Below are 19,180 nucleotides of genomic sequence, written 5' to 3'. Positions count from 1 at the left end.
CCGCCGGCGGGCCGATCATACGTCCGCCCCCGCGGGCCTTCCGGCGAGCACGTGAAGGGCCGCGGCCACTGCCCGGAATGCGGGATGGGCCACGACAGCGGCCTCCAGTTCGGCGAGTGCGGCAACCTCGGCGGGGTCGTCGACGACGCTGCCCGCGACGAGGTCGGTGAGCACCCGGACGCCGTGCACCTCGTCGACCCGCAGGCCGGCGTCCGCGAGCAGCGCCCGGACACCGTCCTCGTCGAACCGGCGCGGCAGCGGGTCGGAGTCGCCCCAGCGGCCGTCCGGGTCGTCGAGCAGCCGCCGCGCGTCGGCGAAGTGCCCGGCCAGCGCCTTGGCGAGCACGGCGGCGAACCGTTGAGCGACGACGACGCTGGCGAGGCCGCCGGGGCGCAGCGCCCCGGCGATCGCCGTCACCGCGCCGGACAGGTCGTCGACCACCTCGAGGACGCCGTGACAGACCACGACGTCGACGCCGTCCGGTCCGACGACGCCGGCCAGTCCGGCGGCGTCGCCCTGGACTCCGGTGACCTGGTCGCCGACGCCCGCCTCGGCCGCCCGGCGGGCCAGCGCGGCGAGCGCGTTCGGGCTCGGGTCGACGACGGTGACGCGGTGCCCGATGCGGGCCAGCGGCACGGCGAACACGCCGCTCCCGCCGCCGAGGTCGACGATGTCGAGCTCGCGGCGGCCGGTGGACGTCCCCAGCGCGGCCAGCGCGTCGTACAGCTGCGCCCAGATGGCCTCGGTGCGCGGGTTGCGGCGCAGACGCTCGTTCATCGGGTCACGCGTCGCTCGACCGGGCCCAGATGTTGAGGCCCGCCTCGACGGCGTGCTTGTCGATCTCGGCCAGTTCGTCGTCGGTGAGGTCGAGCCGGTCGAGCGCGCCCAGGCTGTCGTCGAGCTGGCCCACCGTGCGGGCGCCGATCAGCACCGACGTCACCCGCTCGTCGCGCAGCGCCCACGACAGCGCCAGCTGCGCGAGCGTCTGCCCCCGCGACTCGGCGATGCCGGCCAGCGCGTTGAGCCGGTCGACGACGTCCTGCGTGACCAGGGACGGCGAGAACGACCCGCCGCGGGCCGCGCGGGAACCGTCGGGCACACCACCGAGGTACTTGTTCGTCAGCAGGCCCTGCGCCAGCGGCGAGAACGCGATGATGCCGAGGCCCTCGTCGGCGCACGCCTCGGTCAAGCCGGCCTCGATCCACCGGTTGAACATCGAGTAGGACGGCTGGTGGATCGCCAGCGGCGTGCCCAGCTCGCGCATGATGGCGACCGCCTCGCGGGTTCGCTCGGGCGAGTACGACGAGATGCCCGCGTACAGCGCCCGGCCGGACCGGACCGCGGTGTCGAGGGCGCCCATGGTCTCCTCGAGCGGCGTGTCGGGGTCGAACCGGTGCGAGTAGAAGATGTCGACGTAGTCCATCTGGAGACGCGACAGTGACTGATCCAAGCTGGCCAGCAGGTACTTGCGCGAGCCCCACTCGCCGTACGGGCCGGGCCACATGTCGTAGCCGGCCTTCGTCGAGATGATCAGCTCGTCGCGGTACGGACGGAAGTCCTCGGCGAAGATGCGGCCGAAGTTCTTCTCCGCCGAGCCGGGTGGCGGGCCGTAGTTGTTGGCGAGGTCGAAGTGGGTGACGCCGCGGTCGAACGCGGTGCGCAGGATGGCCCGTTGCGTGGCCAGCGGCGACTCGTCGCCGAAGTTCTGCCACAGTCCCAGCGAGATGGCCGGCAGCTTCAGTCCGGTGCGGCCGCTGCGGCGGTACGGGGTGTCGATGTAGCGCGCTTCGTCGGCTCGGTACGGCGCGCCTACATGGAGGTTTCTTGTCGGACGGTCAGCCATGCTGCGAACCTATCGTCCATGCCCCCGCACCGTGGCAGCGACCGCCCCCGTCCCGAACGCTTCGCCGGACTCCATCACGTCGACTCCGGCACCGCCGAGCTGGCCGAGAACCGCTCCGACCCCGGCGGCTGGTCCATCCGCCTCAACGGACTGGCCAGTTCGTACGTCCACGTGGACGACCCGACACGGCTGGACTTCGAGTACATGCAGTGGACCGGTCACGTCCTCGACGTCGTCGCGCCGCCGCGGTCGCCGCTGTCCGTCGTCCACCTGGGCGGGGCCGGCTGCACGCTGGCGCTGTACGTGGCGGCGACGCGGCCGGGGTCACCGCAGACGGTGTTCGAGATCGACGCCGTCCTGGTCCGGCTGATGCGCCAGGCGTTCGGGCTGCGCGCCGTACGCGGGCTGCGACTGAAGACGATGGACGGGTTGGAGGGGCTGCGCTCACTGCCGGACGCCTACTCCACGGTCGTCATCCGCGACGCCTTCGACGGCGCGGAGGTGCCGCGGCATCTGACCGACGTCGCGTTCTACCGCGAGGCGGCACGGGTGCTCACCGACGGCGGCGTCTACATCGGGAACGTCGCCGACACCGCGCAGGTACGCGAGGCGCGGATCGACGCGGCGACGGCGCTCGAGGTGTTCGCGAACGTCGCGATGATCGCCGAGCCGGGCCAGCTGCGAGGCCGCCGCTACGGCAACGTCCTGCTGGTCGCCTCGCAGGCGCCGCTGCCGGACGACGGACTGGTCCGCAAGCTCGCCGGCGGCGCCGTCCGCGCCCGCTACGTCGAGCCGTCCCGGGTCCGGGAGCTCGTCGCGGGCGTCAAGCCACGGCTGTCGCCCTCGTAGCCGGTCAGGACGCCGTCGGGGCGTCGTCAGGAGCGGGCCGGGGCGCCGCGGGCGCACCCGTCCCGAGCATCAGCGCGCTCGCCGGGTCACCGACGCCTGCCCGCCCCGGCTCGGCCATGCTCGCGATCACCGCCGCCATGGCGCACGACGTCGTCCACGCACAGGAGTTCTCCGGCGGCGCCTCCCCCGCTGCGGCCCGCCAACCGACAATCCGGTGAGTCTTGACAACTTTTCTTTTCGGTGTGAGATTGGAGTCACCCGCGCACACGACGCTTCGAAAGGACCAGGACCATGACCGCGATCGCCGCCTCCCCCGCCGTCACCGCCACGACCGCCGCTCGATGCACGTCGCACCGGCTGCTCGCCGCCGGGGTCGTCGCCGGCCCGCTGTACGTCGCGACCGTCGTCGCGCAGTACTTCCTCCGCGACGGCTACGACCCGACGCGGCACGCGGCGAGCGTGCTGGCCAACGGCGACCTCGGCTGGCTGCAGACCACGAACTTCCTGCTGGCGGGCGTGCTGACGGTGCTGGCCGCGGCCGGGCTGCGCCGTACCGGGCTGGCCGGCACGTGGGCGCCCCGGCTGGTCGGCGTCTTCGGGCTGTCGCTGCTGGCCGCGGCCGTCTTCGTCGCCGACCCGGTCGAGGGCTTCCCGCCCGGGACCCCGGCGTCGGCCGCCGAGACGATGAGCTGGCACGGGCTCGGGCACCTGGCCGCCGGCGCCGTCGGCTTCACCTGCCTCACGGTCGCGTGCTTCGCCCTGGGCCGCCGGTTGCGCCGGGCCGGCCACCGCGGCGCCGGCGCCTACGCCGTCGCCAGCGGGTCGCTGATCCTGGCCGGGTTCCTCGCGATCTCGTCCAGCGCCGGCGCGACCTGGGGCGTGCTCGCTTTCAGCGCCGGCATCGTGGCCGGCTGGACGTGGCTGGCCGTCACCTGCGCCCGGCTCGCCCGCTGAGCCAGGACGACGACGGCGGCCGCGGGGATTCGTCCCCGCGGCCGCCGTCGTCGTGTGCGTGCGTCAGCTGCAGCCGCTGGTGGAGCCGCAGCCCTCGCAGACGTAGCAGCTGCCGGCCGGGCGCATCTTCGTGCCGCAGGTGAAGCAGAGCGGCGCGTCGGTGCTGGTGCCCTGGATGACCTCGAGCAGCTCGGCGGACGTGTGCGCCTGGACCGGGGCCGGACGGGCGGACGCGACCTCGGCGACCGGAGCCGGCTGGGCCGGGGCGGCCTCGGCCTTCACCGGGGCCGACTGCCGGAAGGTGTCGACCTCGACCTCGACGTCGGAGGAGTCGGGGGTGTACTCCCCCGTGTCGAGCTGGCGGGCCCGCTCCGTCGCCGTGTAGATGCCGAGCGCGGCGCGCGACTCGAACGGCAGGTGGTCGAGCGCGAGCCGGCGGAAGATGTAGTCGACCACGCTCTGCGCCATGCGCACGTCCGGGTCGTCGGTCATGCCCGACGGCTCGAACCGCATGTTGGTGAACTTCTCGACGTACGTCTCCAACGGCACGCCGTACTGCAGCGCGATGGAGATGGCGATCGAGAACGCGTCCATGATGCCGGCCAGGGTGGAACCCTGCTTGCCCAGCTTCAGGAAGACCTCGCCGAGGCCGTCGTCGGGGTACGAGCCGGCCGTCATGTAGCCCTCGGCACCGCCGACGGTGAACGACGTGGTGCTGCTCGGGCGGGTCTTCGGCAGCCGCTGGCGGGTCGGCCGGTACTCGACCACGACCTCGCTGCCGGCCTTCTCCTTCACGGCGGGCTTCGCCTTGGCGTCGGACAGCGGCTGGCCGACCTTGCAGTTGTCGCGGTAGACGGCGAGCGCCTTGAGGCCGAGCTTCCAGCCCTGCAGGTAGATCTCCTCGATCTCCTCGACGGTCGCCGACTCGGGCATGTTGACCGTCTTGGAGATGGCGCCGGACAGGAACGCCTGGACGGCGGCCATCATGCGCACGTGGCCCATCGGCTCGATGGCCCGCGGCTGACCGGCGGCGCAGTCGAACACCTCGTAGTGCTCCGGCTTGAGGCCGGGCGCGTCCACGACGTTGCCGTGCTCGGCGATGTACTCGACGATCGCCTCGATGGTCTCGTCGGCGTAACCGAGCTTCTTCAGCGCCTTCGGGACCGTCAGGTTGACGATCTGCATGGAGCCGCCGCCGACCAGCTTCTTGAACTTGACCAGCGAGAAGTCGGGCTCGATGCCGGTGGTGTCGCAGTCCATCATGAAGCCGATGGTGCCGGTGGGCGCGAGCAGCGAGGCCTGCGCGTTGCGCCAGCCGTTCTTCTCGCCGGTCTTGTTGCCCTCGGCCCACACCTTGGTGGCCAGGCTGCGGACGTCGGCGTCGAGCGACGACACCGAGCGGAGGTCGTCGTTGGCGGCGGCGTGCTTGCGCATGACCCGGGCGTGCGCCTCGGCGTTGCGGGCGAAGCCCTCGTACGGGCCGACGACGCCGGCCAGCTCGGCGGAGCGCTTGTAGGCGGCGCCGGTCATCAGCGAGGTGATGGCGGCGGCCAGCGCCCGGCCGCCCTCGGAGTCGTAGGCCAGGCCGGACGCCATGAGCAGCGCGCCCAGGTTCGCGTAGCCGATGCCGAGCTGACGGTAGGCCCGGGTGGTCTCGGTGATCGACTCGGTCGGGAAGTCGGCGAACGTGATGGAGATGTCCATCGCCGTGATGATCAGCTCGACGGCCTTGGCGAACGTGGCGCCGTCGAAGCTCCCGTCAGGCTGCAGGAACTTCATCAGGTTGAGGCTGGCGAGGTTGCAGCTGGAGTTGTCGAGGCTCATGTACTCCGAGCACGGGTTGGACGCGGTGATGCGGCCGGTCTCGGGGTTGGTGTGCCAGTCGTTGATGGTGCCGTCGTACTGGATGCCGGGGTCGGCACACTCCCACGCCGCCTGCGCCATGTCGCGGAACAGCTTCTTGGCGTCGACGGTGGAGATGACCTCGCCGGTCATGCGCGCACGCAGGCCGAACTCGCCGCCGTCCTCGACCGCGCGCATGAACTCGTCGTTCACCCGGACGGAGTTGTTGGCGTTCTGATACTGGACGGAGACGATGTCGGAGCCACCGAGGTCCATGTCGAAGCCGGCGTCGCGCAGCGCGCGGATCTTGTCCTCTTCGCGCGCCTTCGTCTGGATGAACTCCTCGACGTCGGGGTGGTCGACGTCGAGCACGACCATCTTGGCCGCGCGCCGGGTGGCGCCGCCGGACTTGATAGTTCCGGCCGAAGCGTCGGCGCCGCGCATGAAGCTCACCGGGCCGGACGCCGTCCCGCCGGAGGACAGCAGCTCCTTGCTGGAGCGGATGCGGGACAGGTTCAGGCCGGCGCCCGAGCCGCCCTTGAAGATCATGCCCTCTTCGCGGTACCAGTTGAGAATCGACTCCATGGAGTCGTCGACGGAGAGGATGAAGCACGCCGACACCTGCTGCGGCGACTTCGTGCCGACGTTGAACCACACCGGCGAGTTGAAGCTGAACACCTGGTGCAGCAGCATCCAGGTGAGTTCCTGCTGGAAGATCTCGGCGTCCTCGGGCGTGGCGAAGTAGCCCTCGTCCTCACCAGTGGTGCGGTACTTCTTCACGACCCGGTCGATGAGCTGGCGCAGGCTCCACTCGCGCACGTCGGTGCCGACGGCGCCGCGGAAGTACTTCGTGGTGACGATCGTCGAGGCGTTCAGCGACCAGGAGTCCGGAAACTCCACGCCCTTCTGCTCGAAGACGGTCTCGCCCGTCTTCCAGTTCTGCTGGACGACGTCGCGGCGCTCCCACGTCACCTCGTCGTACGGGTGCACACCGGCGGTGGTGTAGATGCGCTGGACACTCAGCCCGCGCGCCTTCTTCGACCGTCCGCCCGGTCGGCTCCCCGCGCTGTTGCGGCTCGGCCCGCTCACCGTCTCCGTCATGGACCTTCCTCACTTCCCCCGGCTTGACCCGTGTGTCCGGGCCTGTTCATTCGGTTGTCGTGCTGGACTGCTGGCTCACGGTTCCGCGACGGTCAGGGTGGAGTCCTGCTCCTGCCCCTCGTTCTCGTCGCGGTGACGCTCGGCCCGCTCGCGGTCGGCCCGCAGCGTCGCGATCTCGTTCTCGAAGTCGTCCAGGCTCTCGAAGTCGCGGTACACGCTGGCGAAGCGCAGGTACGCGACCTCGTCCAGCTCGCGCAGCGGGCTCAAGATGGCCAGGCCCACCTCGCGGCTCGGGATCTCCGCGCTCCCCGACGCGCGGAAGTGCTCCTCGACCCGCTGGGCCAGCCTGGCCAGGGAGTCCTCGCTGACACCCCGCCCCTGGCACGCCCGGCGCACCCCGGCGACGACCTTCTCGCGGCTGAACGGCTCGGTGACCCCGGACCGCTTCACCACGGCGAGCGTCAACTGCTCGACGGTCGTGAACCGGCGCTCGCAGCCAAGGCACTGCCTCCGCCGGCGGATCACGGTGCCCTCGTCAGCGGTACGGCTGTCGACCACCCGGCTGTCGGCGTGACGGCAGAACGGACAGTGCATGTGGGGCACCTCCTCGACGCTGGACCTGTGGACGAGATGGGGACAACTTGTGCACTCTCGACCACTACCTGTGGACAGCTTACACCTGTGTAACTACTAGATATAGGGGTACGGTACGTCGGCCGGAGGGGCGTCTGCAACCGACATGGACGTACTCGGCGGAGGGGGTTTCAAAGCCGCAGGTCATGGATGAGTCGATCAAGTCGTTCGGCGCGTCGCGCGGTCCTGTGGTGGGCCTCACGTCGTTGCCGGCCGGATCCCCGGACGCGGCTGGTTTTCGCAGGTCGGGAGCGGTTTTGGGCCGTCCTGGCGGGTCGCCGGGCTGCCGCCGGGCCGGAGGCCTGTGGGTTGTGGATGACGGCGGGGTCGCCGGGTTGTGGACAGAGGGGCGACCACAAGATGTGGGGGTGTCCGTTGGCCGGGTCCCCCGTGGGCCCGGTCTTCGGTACTTCGGGCTCGTCGGTACTTCGGACTCGTCGGCTCTTCCGGCTCGTCGGCTCTTCCGGCTCGTCGGCTCTTCCGGCTCGTCGGCTCTTCGGGTGTTCGGTGGGCCGGGCTCTCGTTGGGTTGGGTCTGCCGCGTTGGCCTGCCCCCTGCTGCTCTCCATGGTCGGGAGCGCGGGAGGCCGCCTCAAGCGGACTCCGTTGGGCGCTTCGCGCGGCGACGACCGCTTGACCCGACCACCCGCGCCCCCGTTCAAGCAGCATCAGGGGCCGGCCCAACCATGGGCCCCGGCTTCCCTGCTCGCTGTGCACCTGGCTCGCTGGCCGCCTCTGGCCATGGGTGGTGTTCCGGCGACCGACTCCGTTGCTGGTCCGGCTCCGCTGGCCGCTGCCGACTTCGCCGGGGTTGGCTACCGACTCCGCCATGCGTTGCCGGCCCGCTGGCCGCTGCCGACTCCACGGACCGACGGCTACCGACTCCGCTCGGCCCACCGTCCGCTGGCCGCTGGCGACCTCGCTGGGGTCGGCGACCGACCCACTACTGGTCCCGGCCCGCTGGCCGCTGCCGACTCCACGGACCGACGGCTACCGACTCCGCTCGGCCCATTGTCCGCTGGCCGCTGGCGACTCCACGGACCGACGACTACCGGCTTCGCCGTGCATTGCCGTCCGCCGGCCACGGCCAACGTCGCCGGTCGACGGGCGCTGCGCGAGCTTGTGCCATGGCCGGCATGCAGGGCCAAGTGATGCCCTGGACCTCGTCGCGATGACCCGTACCAGCGGGCACCCACCGATTCCCCGAGCCGCTTTCATGATCATCCAGGATCCGACACCCTATAGTGCATCGAATCCTGGATGATCATGAAGAACGCCATCGATCAGCGGACTCGGCCGAGAAGAGCGCCAACCGCGAGATTCCAGCGGACCTGAACGCCCGTGCCGCCCTCCCGTCCCCTGCCAGCCGCCCATGAGGCATGAGCCGGTTCGGGTGGGGCGGACAGCGAACACGCCAACGGGACCCGCACGCCCGGACCACGCCCATCCCAGCGCCGGACGGAATCGCGCGAGGCAACGCGACGCGGGTCCAGCGGTCGTCGTCGGCGCTAGCAACGCGACGCGTATCGAGAGGCCATCGTCGGCGCGAGCAACGCGACGCGTATCGAGAGGCCGGAGTCGGCGCGAGCAACGCGACGCGTATCGAGAGGCCGGAGTCGGCGCGAAGCGCCCGAGCGGTCGAGGCGCACGACCGCGACTCGACGACGATCGGTCAGCAGGGGTCGAGAATCAACGGTCGAACCAGTCGAACAGCCGAGGAAAGCCAGCGGTCAGGGCGCACCGACGAGCGTGGGGGCATGGAGGCGATGCCCATCCACCCGCACGGCGCACCGGACCGAGGACCCGGCCAACAGCCGGACCGGGACACGGTCAGAGGCCGGACGGGACCTGGATGAGATCGCCGGGGCGGATGTCGCCCGCCGAGGAGAGGCCGTTCAGCTGGATGATGGCGGCGACCGTCTCGCGCGGGTCGGCCGAGGGGGCGACGTCGGTGGCGAGCTCCCAGAGGGTGTCGCCACCGCGGACCTCGACCGTCGTGGTGGTGGCAGCGGCACCGGCGGGGGCGCCACCGTCCCACGGACGGACGAACGCCAGGGCGCCGGCGACGATGAGCAGCAGCCACGCCAGCCCGACGACGACCCGACCGCGCCGGGTGAGCCGCGAGCCGTGCAGCGACGGCTCGGCCGAACCCACGCACGCGACCGCCGCCGGGCGCCCGGCCGGACGCCGACGCGCGACGTGGCGGCGCGGCGGGGCATCGGTGCGCTCGGGCTCGATGACCACGCGGGTGCGGGTCTCGAACGGCGGGATGTAGGTCGTCGTCGCCATGGTCAGCCTCCGGTCTTGTCGCACATCCGTTCGATAGAACGACTGTACGAATAGTTGTACACGCTGCCACTGACAGAGTCGAGACACGTTCGAACAGATGTTTGATCGTGTCTTGCATTCCGGCTACTGTGACCACATCAATCGACCCTGCGACGCGTTTTCGAACGGATGCTGCGAAAAGCGCCGTCGCATCGACCGCAGTGACATCAACGAGTAGCCGGAGGTGGCGTGGTGGCCAACAACGACGACGAGGAGCGCGGCGAGGCAGCCGTCGCCTCGGTGCACAACTTCCCGGAGACCCACCAGCATCCGGCCGACCTCACGGTGCGGCAGCGCAAGGTGCTCGAGGTCATCCGCGAGTCGGTGGGCCGTCGTGGCTATCCGCCCAGCATGCGCGAGATCGGACAGGCCGCCGGCCTGTCCAGCCCGTCCAGCGTCGCCCACCAGCTGGGCGTGCTCGAGAACAAGGGCTACATCCGCCGCGACCCGCACCGCCCCCGAGCACTCGAGGTCCTGCCGCCCGGCACGGCGCCCGGCGACTTCACCCGCCAGATGATGGACGACGAAGAGAGCAACCTGCCCACGCCGTCGTACGTCCCGATGGTCGGCCGCATCGCCGCAGGTGGGCCGGTGCTGGCCGAGCAGGCGGTCGAGGACGTCTTCCCGCTGCCGCGCGAGCTGGTCGGCGAGGGCACGCTGTTCATGCTCCGCGTCGTCGGCGACTCCATGGTCGACGCCGCCATCTGCGACGGCGACTGGGTGGTCGTCCGTCAGCAGCCGGTGGCCGAGAACGGCGAGATCGTCGCCGCGATGATCGACGGCGAGGCGACGGTGAAGACGTTCAAGAAGCGCGACGGCCACATCTGGCTGTTGCCGCACAACGCCGACTACGAGCCCATCGACGGCGACGACGCCACGGTGCTGGGCCGCGTGGTCGCGGTCATGCGCCGCATCTGAGACGACCGAGCCGGCTCCGGCCGGGGCGTTCAGGCCACCACACGCCCCGGCTGGTGCCCACTCGGCCACGAACAGCTACGACGAGACCGCCAGCCGCTGCAGCGCGCCCGACACGACCGACTTGTCGCTCGTGAACCACATCGGCGGCAGCGACGCCCGCAGGTAGCTCCCGTATCGGGCGGTGACCAGGCGCGGGTCCAGCACGGCCACCACGCCCCGGTCGGTCGACCGGCGGATCAGCCTCCCGGCCCCCTGCGCCAGCAGCAGCGCCGCGTGCGTGGCCGCCACCGACATGAAGCCGTTGCCGCCCGACTTCTCGACCGCGCGCTGCCGCGCCGACGCGAGCGGCTCGTCGGGCCGCGGGAACGGGATGCGGTCGATGACGACCAGCTGGCACGACCCGCCCGGCACGTCGACGCCCTGCCACAACGAGAGCGTCCCGAACAGGCAGGTCTTCTCGTCGGCGGCGAACGTGCGCAGCAGCGTCGCCACCACGTCGTCGCCCTGACACAGGACGGGGAGATCGGGCAGACGCTTGCGCACGGCCTCGGCCGCCTCCTGCGCCGCCCGCCGCGACGAGAACAGCCCGAGCGTCCGCCCGCCGGCCGCCGCCATCAGCTCGACCAGGACGTCGACCGCCTCGGGGCGCAGGCCGTCGCGGCCCGGCGTCGGGAGGTCGCGGGCGACGTAGAGGATGGCCTGCTTGCCGTAGTCGAACGGCGACCCGACGTCGAGCGAACGCCACGCCGGCGCGCCCTCGCCCATCAGCCCGAACGCCCCGGCGGCGGAGTCGAAGGACCCGCCGAGCTCGAGCGTGGCCGACGTGGCCACGACGGTGTTCTGCCCGAACAGCCGCTCGCGCAGCAGCCCGGCCACCGACAGCGGTGCGACCCGCAGCGACCGGCCGCCGCGCTCGCGGTCCTCGACCCACACGACGTCGTGCTCGCTGTTGGCGACCAGCCGCTCGGCCGTGCCGTAGACGTCGTCGATCATGGTCTTCGCGGCCCGCCGGGACGCCTCGACGTCGGCGGCCCGCTCTTCGCGGGCGGATCCGGCGAACCCCGACTGCACCGCCCGCGCCGCGTCGCGCAGCTCGACCAGCGTGGCCAGCAGCGCCTCGGGCACGGAGTCGAGCCGGCCCACCGGCGCGTCGAGCAGCGCCGCCCGCAGGCGCTCGCCCGCCGCGCGCAGTTCTTCGGCGTCGCCGTCGTCGACGTGCACCCGTGAACGCACCGCGGCGCGGTCGATGACCCCCGGCCACAGGTCGGCCGTGGCGACGCCGGTGACGCGCGCGGCCAGCTCGTGCGCCTCGTCGACCACCACGACGTCGTGGTCGGGCAGCACCGGCAGCCCTTCGAGCGCGTCGATGGCCAGCAGCGCGTGGTTGGTGACGACGACGTCGGCGCCGTCGGAGCGGGCGCGGGCCAGCTCGGCGAAGCACTCCTGGCCGTACGGGCAGCGTGCGGCGCCCAGGCACTCGCGCGACGACACCGAGACCTGCGACCACGCGCGGTCGCTGACCCCGGGTTCGAGTTTGTCGCGGTCGCCGGTGCCCCTGGTCGCCGCCTGCTGCTCGGCCCACTCGCGAGCCCGCAGCACCTCGGCGCCCAGCGGCCCGGCGGACAGTTCCTCGACCGGGACCAGCTCGCCCTGGTCGTCGGGCGCGCCGTCGCGGACACGGTGCAGGCAGGCGTAGTTGGCGCGGCCCTTGAGCGTTGCCCACCTGGGCAGCCGGCCCAGCAGCGGCTCGGCCGCCTTGGCCAGCGCCGGGAGGTCGCGGTCGACCAGCTGCGCCTGCAGCGCGAGCGTCGCCGTCGCGACGATGACCGGTCCGTCGGCGGCGTCGGCGTGCAGCAGCGACGGCACCAGGTAGGCCAGCGACTTGCCGGTGCCGGTGCCGGCCTGGACCAGCAGATGCTTGCCGTCGGCGACCGATTCGCCGACCGCCTCGGCCATCTCGACCTGACCAGGGCGTTCGGCACCGCCGACGGCCCCGACGGCCGCCGTCAGCAATTTCTCGACCGTCACATCACCCTGGCTCACCGGCCCGACACTACCCGACCACGCGACCCGGAAAGCGGTTGTCCACAGCCGCGTCTCGACCATGTCCGAGGCGCGTGATGGAATGCCGGAATGACGTATGACGCGGTGCCGCTGATCCCCCGGGACGTCCTGTTCGGCAACCCCGAGCGGTTACTTCCCACGCTGTCGCCCGACGGCTCCCGGCTGGGCTTCGTCGCCCCGGACGAAGGCGTGCTGAACGTCTGGGTCGGGCCCGCCGACGACCCCGCGGCGGCGCGTCCGGTCACCCACGACCGCCACCGCGGCGTGCGCACGTTCATGTTCTGCCACGACGACCGCACGCTGGCGTACCTGCAGGACACCGACGGCGACGAGGACTGGCGCCTCTACGCGCTCGACCTCGAGACCGGCGAGACCACACTGGTCACGCCGCAGGACAAGGTCACCGCGCACATCCTCGAGCACAACCGGTGGCACCCCACGTCCATGCTCGTCGGCCTGAACGCCGACAACCCCGAGCTGCACGACGTCTACCGGCTCGACCTCACCACCCGCGAGCTGACGAAGATCGCCGCCAACCCCGGCTACGCGGGCTGGCTGGTCGACTCCGAGCAGCGCATCCGCGGCGGCGTCGCCATGACGGAGGACGGCGGCGCGGTCGTCTACCGCCGCGGCGACGACGGCACCGACGAGCCGTGGTTCGAGATCGGCCCCGACGACGTCCTCACCACCGATGTCGCCGGGTTCAACCGCGACGGCTCGGCCGCCTTCCTGCTCTCCAGCACCGGCGTCAACGCGGCCAGGCTCATCCGCGTCGACCTCGCGACGGGCGCCGAGACGGTGCTCGCCGAGGACCCCGAGTACGACGTCGCCGGCATCGCCCGCGATCCCGAGACGCTCGAGCCGCAGGCCGTCACGTACATCAAGGAGCGCAAGTCCTGGACCTTCCTCGACCCCGACTTCGGGGCCGAGGTCGAGCGCCTGACGTCGCAGCTGCAGGGCGACGTGGGCATCGCGCGGCCGGTCCGCGACGACCGCACCTGGCTGGTGCACGACCTGCTGTCCGACGGCCCGGTCCGGTACTACCGCTACGACCGCGACTCCGGCGAGCTCACCTTCCTGTTCTCGCACCGTCCTGAGCTGGAGCAGTACGACCTCGCCGAGATGGAGCCGTTCTCCTACACCGCCCGCGACGGCCTGACGGTGCACGGCTATCTGACCTACCCGCGCGGCGTCGACCGTGCGAGCCTGCCGGCGGTGCTCGACGTCCATGGCGGTCCGTGGGCGCGCGACACCTGGGGCTACGACCCCGAGGCGCAGTGGTTCGCCAACCGCGGCTACGTCTGTGTCCAGGTGAACTTCCGCGGCTCGACCGGCTATGGCAAGGCGTTCGGCAACGCCGGCAACAAGGAGTGGGGCCGGGCCATGCACACCGACCTGCTCGACGCCGTCGACCACCTCGTCGGCCAGGGCCTCGTCGACCGCGACCGCGTCGGCATCTACGGCGGCTCGTACGGCGGGTACGCCGCGCTGGCCGGTGCGGCGTTCACGCCCGACGTGTTCCGCTGCGCCGTCGACATCGTCGGGCCGTCGAACCTGCTCACACTGCTCGCGTCGGTGCCGGAGTACTGGAAGCCGCAGATCGCGCTCATGCACAACCGCGTCGGCAACCCCGAGACCGAACGCGACCTGCTGTGGGAGCGCTCGCCGCTGTCGAAGGTCGACCAGATCACCATCCCGGTGCTGGTCGCCCAGGGCAAGAACGACCCCCGGGTGAAGATCGCCGAGGCCGAGCAGATCGTGGCCGCGCTCGAGGAGAAGGGTCTCGACCACGAGTACCTGCTGTTCGAGGACGAGGGCCACGGCCTGGCCCGGCCCGAGAACCGCGAGCGGTTCTACGCCGCCGCCGAGCGTTTCCTCGCCACCCACCTGGGCGGACGCGTACAGGAGTAGCAGATACGGGAGTGGCGCGTGCCCTCACGCGAGCACGCGCCACTCCCCTCTCTTCGGCCCTTGCGACGAATCAGCGAGCGGCGACGGTGTAGGGCTCGAGCGCCGCGGCCAACGACTCGGGCACCCGCGCCCGAACCCGCGTGCCCTCGGCCTCGTGGTCGACCGACAACACCTCGCCGACACTGTGCATGCGCGCCACCAGCTCACCGTGGTCGTACGGCACCAGCGCGTCGACCTCGATCGGCGGCTGGGGCAGCTCGCTCTCGATGAGCGCACGGAGTTTGTCGACGCCGGCGCCCGTGCGGGCGGAGACGGAGACCGCGTGCGGCTCGTTGCGCAGCAGCCGGGCCATCACCATGGGGTCGGCGGCGTCGGACTTGTTGACGGCGACGACCTCGCGCACGCCGCTGGCGCCGATGTCGGCGAGCACCGAGCGCACCGCCGTCAGCTGGCCCTCGGGGTCGGGGTGCGAGCCGTCGACGACATGCACCAGCAGGTCGGCGTCGGCGACCTCCTCGAGCGTCGACCGGAACGACTCGACCAGCTCGTGCGGCAGGTGCCGGACGAACCCGACGGTGTCGGCGAGCGTGAACACCCGGCCCTCGGCCGTCTGCGACCGGCGCACGGTGGGGTCGAGGGTCGCGAACAGCGCGTCCTCGACCAGCACGCCCGCGCCCGTGAGGCGGTTGAGCAGCGACGACTTGCCGGCGTTGGTGTAGCCCACGATCGAGACCGCGGGCACCGCGTTGCGGCGGCGGTCGGCCCGCTTGGTGTCGCGGGCCGTGCGCATGTCGGCGAGCTCGCGACGTAGCTTGGCGACCCGGGTACGGATGCGCCTGCGGTCGGTCTCGAGCTTGGTCTCACCGGGACCGCGGGTGCCGACGCCGCCACCGGCGCCGCCGGCGCGACCACCGGCCTGCCGGGAGAGGCTCGCGCCCCACCCGCGCAGCCGCTGGGAGAGGTACTCGAGCTGGGCCAGCTCGACCTGCGCCTTGCCCTCGCGGCTCTTCGCATGCTGGGCGAAGATGTCGAGGATCAGCATGGTGCGGTCGACGACCTTGATGCCGACCTTGTCCTCGAGGTTGCGCAGCTGCGATGCCGACAGCTCACCGTCGACGATGACGGTGTCGGCACCCTGGGCCTGCACGACCTCGCGCAGCTCCTCGACCTTGCCGGAGCCGATGAAGGTGGCGGGGTCGGGCTTCAGCCGACGCTGGGCGAGCGCCTCGAGCACCTGCGAGCCGGCCGTCTCGGCCAGCGCCGCCAGCTCGGCGAGGGAGTTCTCCGCCTCGATGAACGACCCGCCCGGCCAGACGCCGACGAGCACGACCCGCTCGAGCCGCAGCCGCCGGTACTCGACCTCGGTGACGTCCTCGAGCTCGGTCGACAGGCCCGCCACGCGCCGCAGCGCGTGCCGCTCGTCCAGGTCGTAGTCCCCGGTGGTGTCGCCGTCCAGGAGGTCGAACTCATCGACCTCCGGCACCTCGGCGGAGTCGTCATAGGGGTTGTATGCGTGGCCTGGACTATTGCTCAATTCTCCTGCTTTCGCCGAAAGACGTGTTCAGGAGCGACCATAGCTCGACCCGGTGGACGCCGCCCACCTTAATTTCGCCGCGGCGCGCAACGTGGCCGCTCGTCGTCCGGCCTTGCCCGTGGACTTCTCCTGGGCGCGCCTGGCCACTTCCTGCAGCACGGCTTCGCGCCGCTGCTTCTCCGTTGCACCCATGGCTTCGCCTCCCGTCAGGCGCGCGGCCGGCCCCGTTGCCGCCCCACGCTCACAACGTTAGGCCCGCTCCCCGGCGGTTGCATCGACCGCGAGTCTGACGTCGTGCTCCTTCTACTGAAGGAGACGTCCTCGGGGTTTCCCAGGATGCTGTGATCTGGGTCACATCGCGATCGTCAGAGCTCGACGGTACCCCGCAGGCCCAGCACCGCAGGGCCGGTGAGCAGCAGTTCACCGTCCGGCCGCTCCGTGACGACCAGCCGGCCGCCGGGTACATCGACCAGGTAGCGAGCGCCGACGCCGACGCCGTCGCGCCGCATGGCCGCCCATGCTGCCGCGCAGACGCCGGTGCCGCAGGACCGGGTCTCACCGACGCCGCGCTCCCACACCCGCAGCGCGATGTGCTTGTGCCCCCGGTCGACGACGAACTCGACGTTCGCGGAGTCGGGGAAGACCGACGCTGGCCGCAGGTCCGGCGCGGATGTGAGCGGTCCGGGCGCCTCCAGGTCGTCGACGAACACGACGGCGTGCGGGTTAGGCACCCGGACCGGCGTGGCCTCCCAGGTGTGCCCGCCGATGGCGACGAAGGCCAGCTGACGGGTGGCGGCCGGCTTGGCCCGGCCCATCTCGACGGTGATCTGGCCGTCGGGCTCGGCGTGCACGGTGCGGACCCCGCCGCGGGTCGCCACGGCCAGGACAGGCCCCTCGACCAGGCCGTTCTCCCAGAGGTAGCGGGCCATGACGCGCACGCCGTTGCCGCACATCTCGGCGACGGAGCCGTCGGCGTTGCGGTAGTCCATGAACCACTCGGCGTCGTCGGCCAGCTCGCGGACCTCGTCGGCGGTCTCCGTACGGGTGACGCGGATGACGCCGTCGGCGCCGATGCCGGAGTACCGGTCGGCCAGCCGCCGCACCGTCTGCTCGTCGAGGCGCTCGGCCAGGGCGCCGTCGGCGTCCGGAATGACCACGAAGTCGTTCTGGGTGCCATGGCCCTTGACGAAGGAGATGCCGCTCACGACCGACGATGGTAGGTCAGAGCGCGCTCCAACCGGTCATTGGCGTCGAACGGCACCCAGCCGATGCGGTCGTCCTTGCCGAACCAGGCGTGCTGGCGGCGGGCGAACCGGCGCGTGAGCTGCACCGTCTCGGCGCGGGCGGCATCCTCGGTGAGGTCGCCCGCGAGGTGGGCGAGCACCTGCGCGTAGCCCAGTGCCCGGCTCGCCGTCGGGCCGTCGCGCAGGCCGCACGCCTCCAGGCCGCGGACCTCGTCGACCAGGCCCAGCTCCCACATGACGTCGACCCGTCGCTCGATGCGCTCGTCGAGGACGTCGCGCGGGACGTCCAGGCCGATCTGCACGACGTCGTCGTAGTGGTACTCGCGCGGCGGCAGCGTGGCGGTGAACGGGCGGCCGGTCAGCTCGATGACCTCGAGTGCGCGCACGACCCGGCGGCCGTTGGTGGGCAGGATCGCGGCCGCGGCGGCGGGGTCCCGCCCCGCCAGCCGCTGGTGCAGGGCCGCCGCGCCGACCCGCGCGAGCTCGTCCTCCAGCCGGGCCCGGACGCCGGGATCGGTGCCGGGGAACTCGAACCGGTCGAGGACCGCGCGGACGTAGAGCGCACTGCCGCCGACCAGGATCGGGGTGACGCCGCGGGATCGACAGTCGTCGATGGCGTCGCGGGCCAGCTGCTGGAACTCCGCGACGGTGGCCGGGCGGGTGACCTCGTACAGGTCGAGGAGGTGGTGCGGGACGCCCCGGCGCTCGCGCGGCGCCAGTTTCGCGGTGCCGATGTCCATGCCGCGGTAGAGCTGCATGGAGTCGGCGTTGACGACCTCGCCGTCCAGCCGAAGCGCGAGGTCGACGGCGAGATCGCTCTTGCCCGCGGCGGTGGGCCCGACGACGGCGACGACGGGGACGTGCTGACTCACCCGCCGAGTGTGCCATGCCGGCCGGGCGCCGCCGGAATGTTCCGAACGCGTTGCGGGCCGTGGTGGGTGGGGGTATGAACGTCGGTGGGAGCGCTGGTCGAGTCGCAGCGGGCGGCCCGGCGGCGCACGTCAACGAGGGGAAGTGCCGATCATGGGCTTCGACGAGATCAAGAACAAGGTCCAGGACCTGGTGTCCGGCAACGCCGACAAGGTCAGCGACGGCGTCGACAAGGCGACGGACTTCATCGACGACAAGACCGGCGGCAAGTACAGCGAGCACCTCGAAGGCGTCGACGACAAGGCCCGCGACTTCATCGACGGCCTCGACGGCGAGAAGGGCGAGGACAAGCCGTCCTGACGCCTCGCCGCTTCCGGCACGGGAGCGGCGCGCGCGGTCAGCCGTGCCGCTCCCAGACGCCGACCAGGTAACCGACGCCGTACGGTGCGCCGTCGTAGCCGACCTCGGCGTCGAACAGCCCGTCGTCGGCGGCGCCCGCGAGCACCCGCAGCGCCTTGCGTCCGGGCGACCCGACCTCCGCGGACAGCTCCGCGTCGAGGTCCAGCAGCCGTTGCGGATCGCCGTCGCGTAGGGCACCCGCCAGCGCGGCGTCGTAGCTCTCGGCCTTCGCGCGCAGCTCCCGCGGCGTGGTGTCCGCCCGCAGCGGCGACCCGTCGGCCATCACGAGCAGCGCGACGCGATCGGCCCGGCCCGCGATGCGCCGGCCCAGCTCGACGCAGTCGCCGTCACCCGCGTCGCCGGCCACCGTGGCCGACGTCACCGGCCCGTCCCAGCCGCCACGCTGCAGCAACCAGGCACCGACGCTGACCGACAACGGCAGGTTCGGCTCCGCTGGGGGCGCTTCGTCCCCAGGCAGCGCGACCGTGACGTCGACGCCGTAGGCCGCGAGGCTGCCGACCCGCGCCGCCTCGTCCGCCGTCGACTCACCCGGCCCGACCACCACCAGGACGTCGGGACTCGCCGCCCGGAGGTCGTCCAGTGCGGACCAGCAGGCCACCCGGACGTCGTCCAGCCGGCGGTCGTCGGAAACCGCCATAAGAGGCGGATATGGGCAGATCGCGGCGGCGAT

General features: G+C 71.8%; 15 protein-coding genes. 5 read left to right on the top strand and 10 right to left on the bottom strand.

All coding sequences use genetic code 11. The annotated features are described in order from the left end of the window. Positions 1 to 15: 15 nt before the first annotated feature. Positions 16 to 777, bottom strand: a complete 762-nt coding sequence (locus DZA62_RS08360) for a methyltransferase domain-containing protein (RefSeq protein ID WP_116948407.1) — start codon at positions 775 to 777, stop codon at positions 16 to 18. A gap of 4 nt (positions 778 to 781) precedes the next feature. After that, positions 782 to 1,843, bottom strand: coding sequence for an L-glyceraldehyde 3-phosphate reductase (gene mgrA, locus DZA62_RS08355; RefSeq protein WP_116948406.1), 1,062 nt, complete (start codon positions 1,841 to 1,843; stop codon positions 782 to 784). An 18-nt stretch (positions 1,844 to 1,861) separates the two neighbouring features. On the opposite strand from mgrA, the gene DZA62_RS08350 reads away from it, so the two are divergent. Together DZA62_RS08350 and DZA62_RS08345 are read left to right on the top strand one after the other, a co-directional pair. After that, entirely contained in the window at positions 1,862 to 2,692 is an 831-nt protein-coding gene (locus DZA62_RS08350) for a spermidine synthase (RefSeq protein ID WP_116948405.1), read from the top strand. A 291-nt stretch (positions 2,693 to 2,983) separates the two neighbouring features. Next, positions 2,984 to 3,646, top strand: coding sequence for a DUF998 domain-containing protein (locus tag DZA62_RS08345; RefSeq protein WP_116948404.1), 663 nt, complete (start codon positions 2,984 to 2,986; stop codon positions 3,644 to 3,646). A gap of 63 nt (positions 3,647 to 3,709) precedes the next feature. On the opposite strand, the gene DZA62_RS08340 is transcribed toward DZA62_RS08345, so the two are convergent. The 3 genes from DZA62_RS08340 to DZA62_RS08330 all read right to left on the bottom strand — a co-directional run bounded on the left by DZA62_RS08340 (position 3,710) and on the right by DZA62_RS08330 (position 9,510). After that, the gene (locus DZA62_RS08340) at positions 3,710 to 6,589 is read right to left on the bottom strand and encodes a vitamin B12-dependent ribonucleotide reductase (protein ID WP_116948403.1); all 2,880 of its coding nucleotides are present in this window, start codon (positions 6,587 to 6,589) and stop codon (positions 3,710 to 3,712) included. 75 nt (positions 6,590 to 6,664) lie between these two features. Then, a complete protein-coding gene (nrdR, locus tag DZA62_RS08335) occupies positions 6,665 to 7,183 on the bottom strand; it encodes a transcriptional regulator NrdR (protein ID WP_116948402.1) in 519 nt (172 codons plus the stop codon). Positions 7,184 to 9,051: 1,868 nt separating this feature from the next. Further along, positions 9,052 to 9,510: a LysM peptidoglycan-binding domain-containing protein gene (locus DZA62_RS08330; RefSeq protein WP_116948401.1), complete on the bottom strand. Its 459-nt coding sequence runs from the start codon at positions 9,508 to 9,510 to the stop codon at positions 9,052 to 9,054. Between the two features lie 228 nt (positions 9,511 to 9,738). On the opposite strand from DZA62_RS08330, the gene lexA reads away from it, so the two are divergent. After that, entirely contained in the window at positions 9,739 to 10,467 is a 729-nt protein-coding gene (lexA, locus tag DZA62_RS08325) for a transcriptional repressor LexA (protein ID WP_116948400.1), read from the top strand. A gap of 75 nt (positions 10,468 to 10,542) precedes the next feature. Here the strand turns inward: lexA and DZA62_RS08320 are convergent, their stop codons facing one another. Next, positions 10,543 to 12,510: an ATP-dependent DNA helicase gene (locus tag DZA62_RS08320; protein ID WP_198663541.1), complete on the bottom strand. Its 1,968-nt coding sequence runs from the start codon at positions 12,508 to 12,510 to the stop codon at positions 10,543 to 10,545. 90 nt (positions 12,511 to 12,600) lie between these two features. Here DZA62_RS08320 and DZA62_RS08315 point away from each other — a divergent pair, with 90 nt between their 5' ends. Further along, complete coding sequence (locus DZA62_RS08315; protein ID WP_116948398.1) at positions 12,601 to 14,442, top strand: S9 family peptidase; 1,842 nt, start codon at positions 12,601 to 12,603, stop codon at positions 14,440 to 14,442. A 70-nt stretch (positions 14,443 to 14,512) separates the two neighbouring features. Here DZA62_RS08315 and hflX read toward each other — a convergent pair whose 3' ends face one another. From hflX to miaA, 3 genes are all read right to left on the bottom strand, one after another. Further along, complete coding sequence (gene hflX / locus DZA62_RS08310) at positions 14,513 to 15,925, bottom strand: GTPase HflX (protein WP_198663583.1); 1,413 nt, start codon at positions 15,923 to 15,925, stop codon at positions 14,513 to 14,515. 416 nt (positions 15,926 to 16,341) lie between these two features. Beyond that, the gene (gene dapF / locus DZA62_RS08305; RefSeq protein WP_116948396.1) at positions 16,342 to 17,181 is read right to left on the bottom strand and encodes a diaminopimelate epimerase; all 840 of its coding nucleotides are present in this window, start codon (positions 17,179 to 17,181) and stop codon (positions 16,342 to 16,344) included. Then, complete coding sequence (gene miaA, locus DZA62_RS08300) at positions 17,178 to 18,092, bottom strand: tRNA (adenosine(37)-N6)-dimethylallyltransferase MiaA (protein ID WP_116948395.1); 915 nt, start codon at positions 18,090 to 18,092, stop codon at positions 17,178 to 17,180. The genes dapF and miaA overlap by 4 nt, the downstream gene beginning before the upstream one ends. A gap of 151 nt (positions 18,093 to 18,243) precedes the next feature. On the opposite strand from miaA, the gene DZA62_RS08295 reads away from it, so the two are divergent. Then, positions 18,244 to 18,450 carry an antitoxin gene (locus tag DZA62_RS08295; protein WP_116948615.1) on the top strand — a complete coding sequence of 69 codons (207 nt, stop codon included), beginning with the start codon at positions 18,244 to 18,246 and terminating at the stop codon, positions 18,448 to 18,450. A gap of 37 nt (positions 18,451 to 18,487) precedes the next feature. Here DZA62_RS08295 and DZA62_RS08290 read toward each other — a convergent pair whose 3' ends face one another. After that, positions 18,488 to 19,147, bottom strand: a complete 660-nt coding sequence (locus tag DZA62_RS08290) for a class III extradiol ring-cleavage dioxygenase family protein (protein ID WP_198663540.1) — start codon at positions 19,145 to 19,147, stop codon at positions 18,488 to 18,490. Positions 19,148 to 19,180: the final 33 nt, after the last annotated feature.

The sequence above is a fragment of the Jiangella endophytica genome (genome assembly GCF_003427025.1).
GTDB classification, from domain to species: domain Bacteria; phylum Actinomycetota; class Actinomycetes; order Jiangellales; family Jiangellaceae; genus Jiangella; species Jiangella endophytica.
The sequence above is the reverse complement of the archived record's forward strand: the minus strand, read 5'-3'. Positions and strand labels throughout refer to the sequence as shown.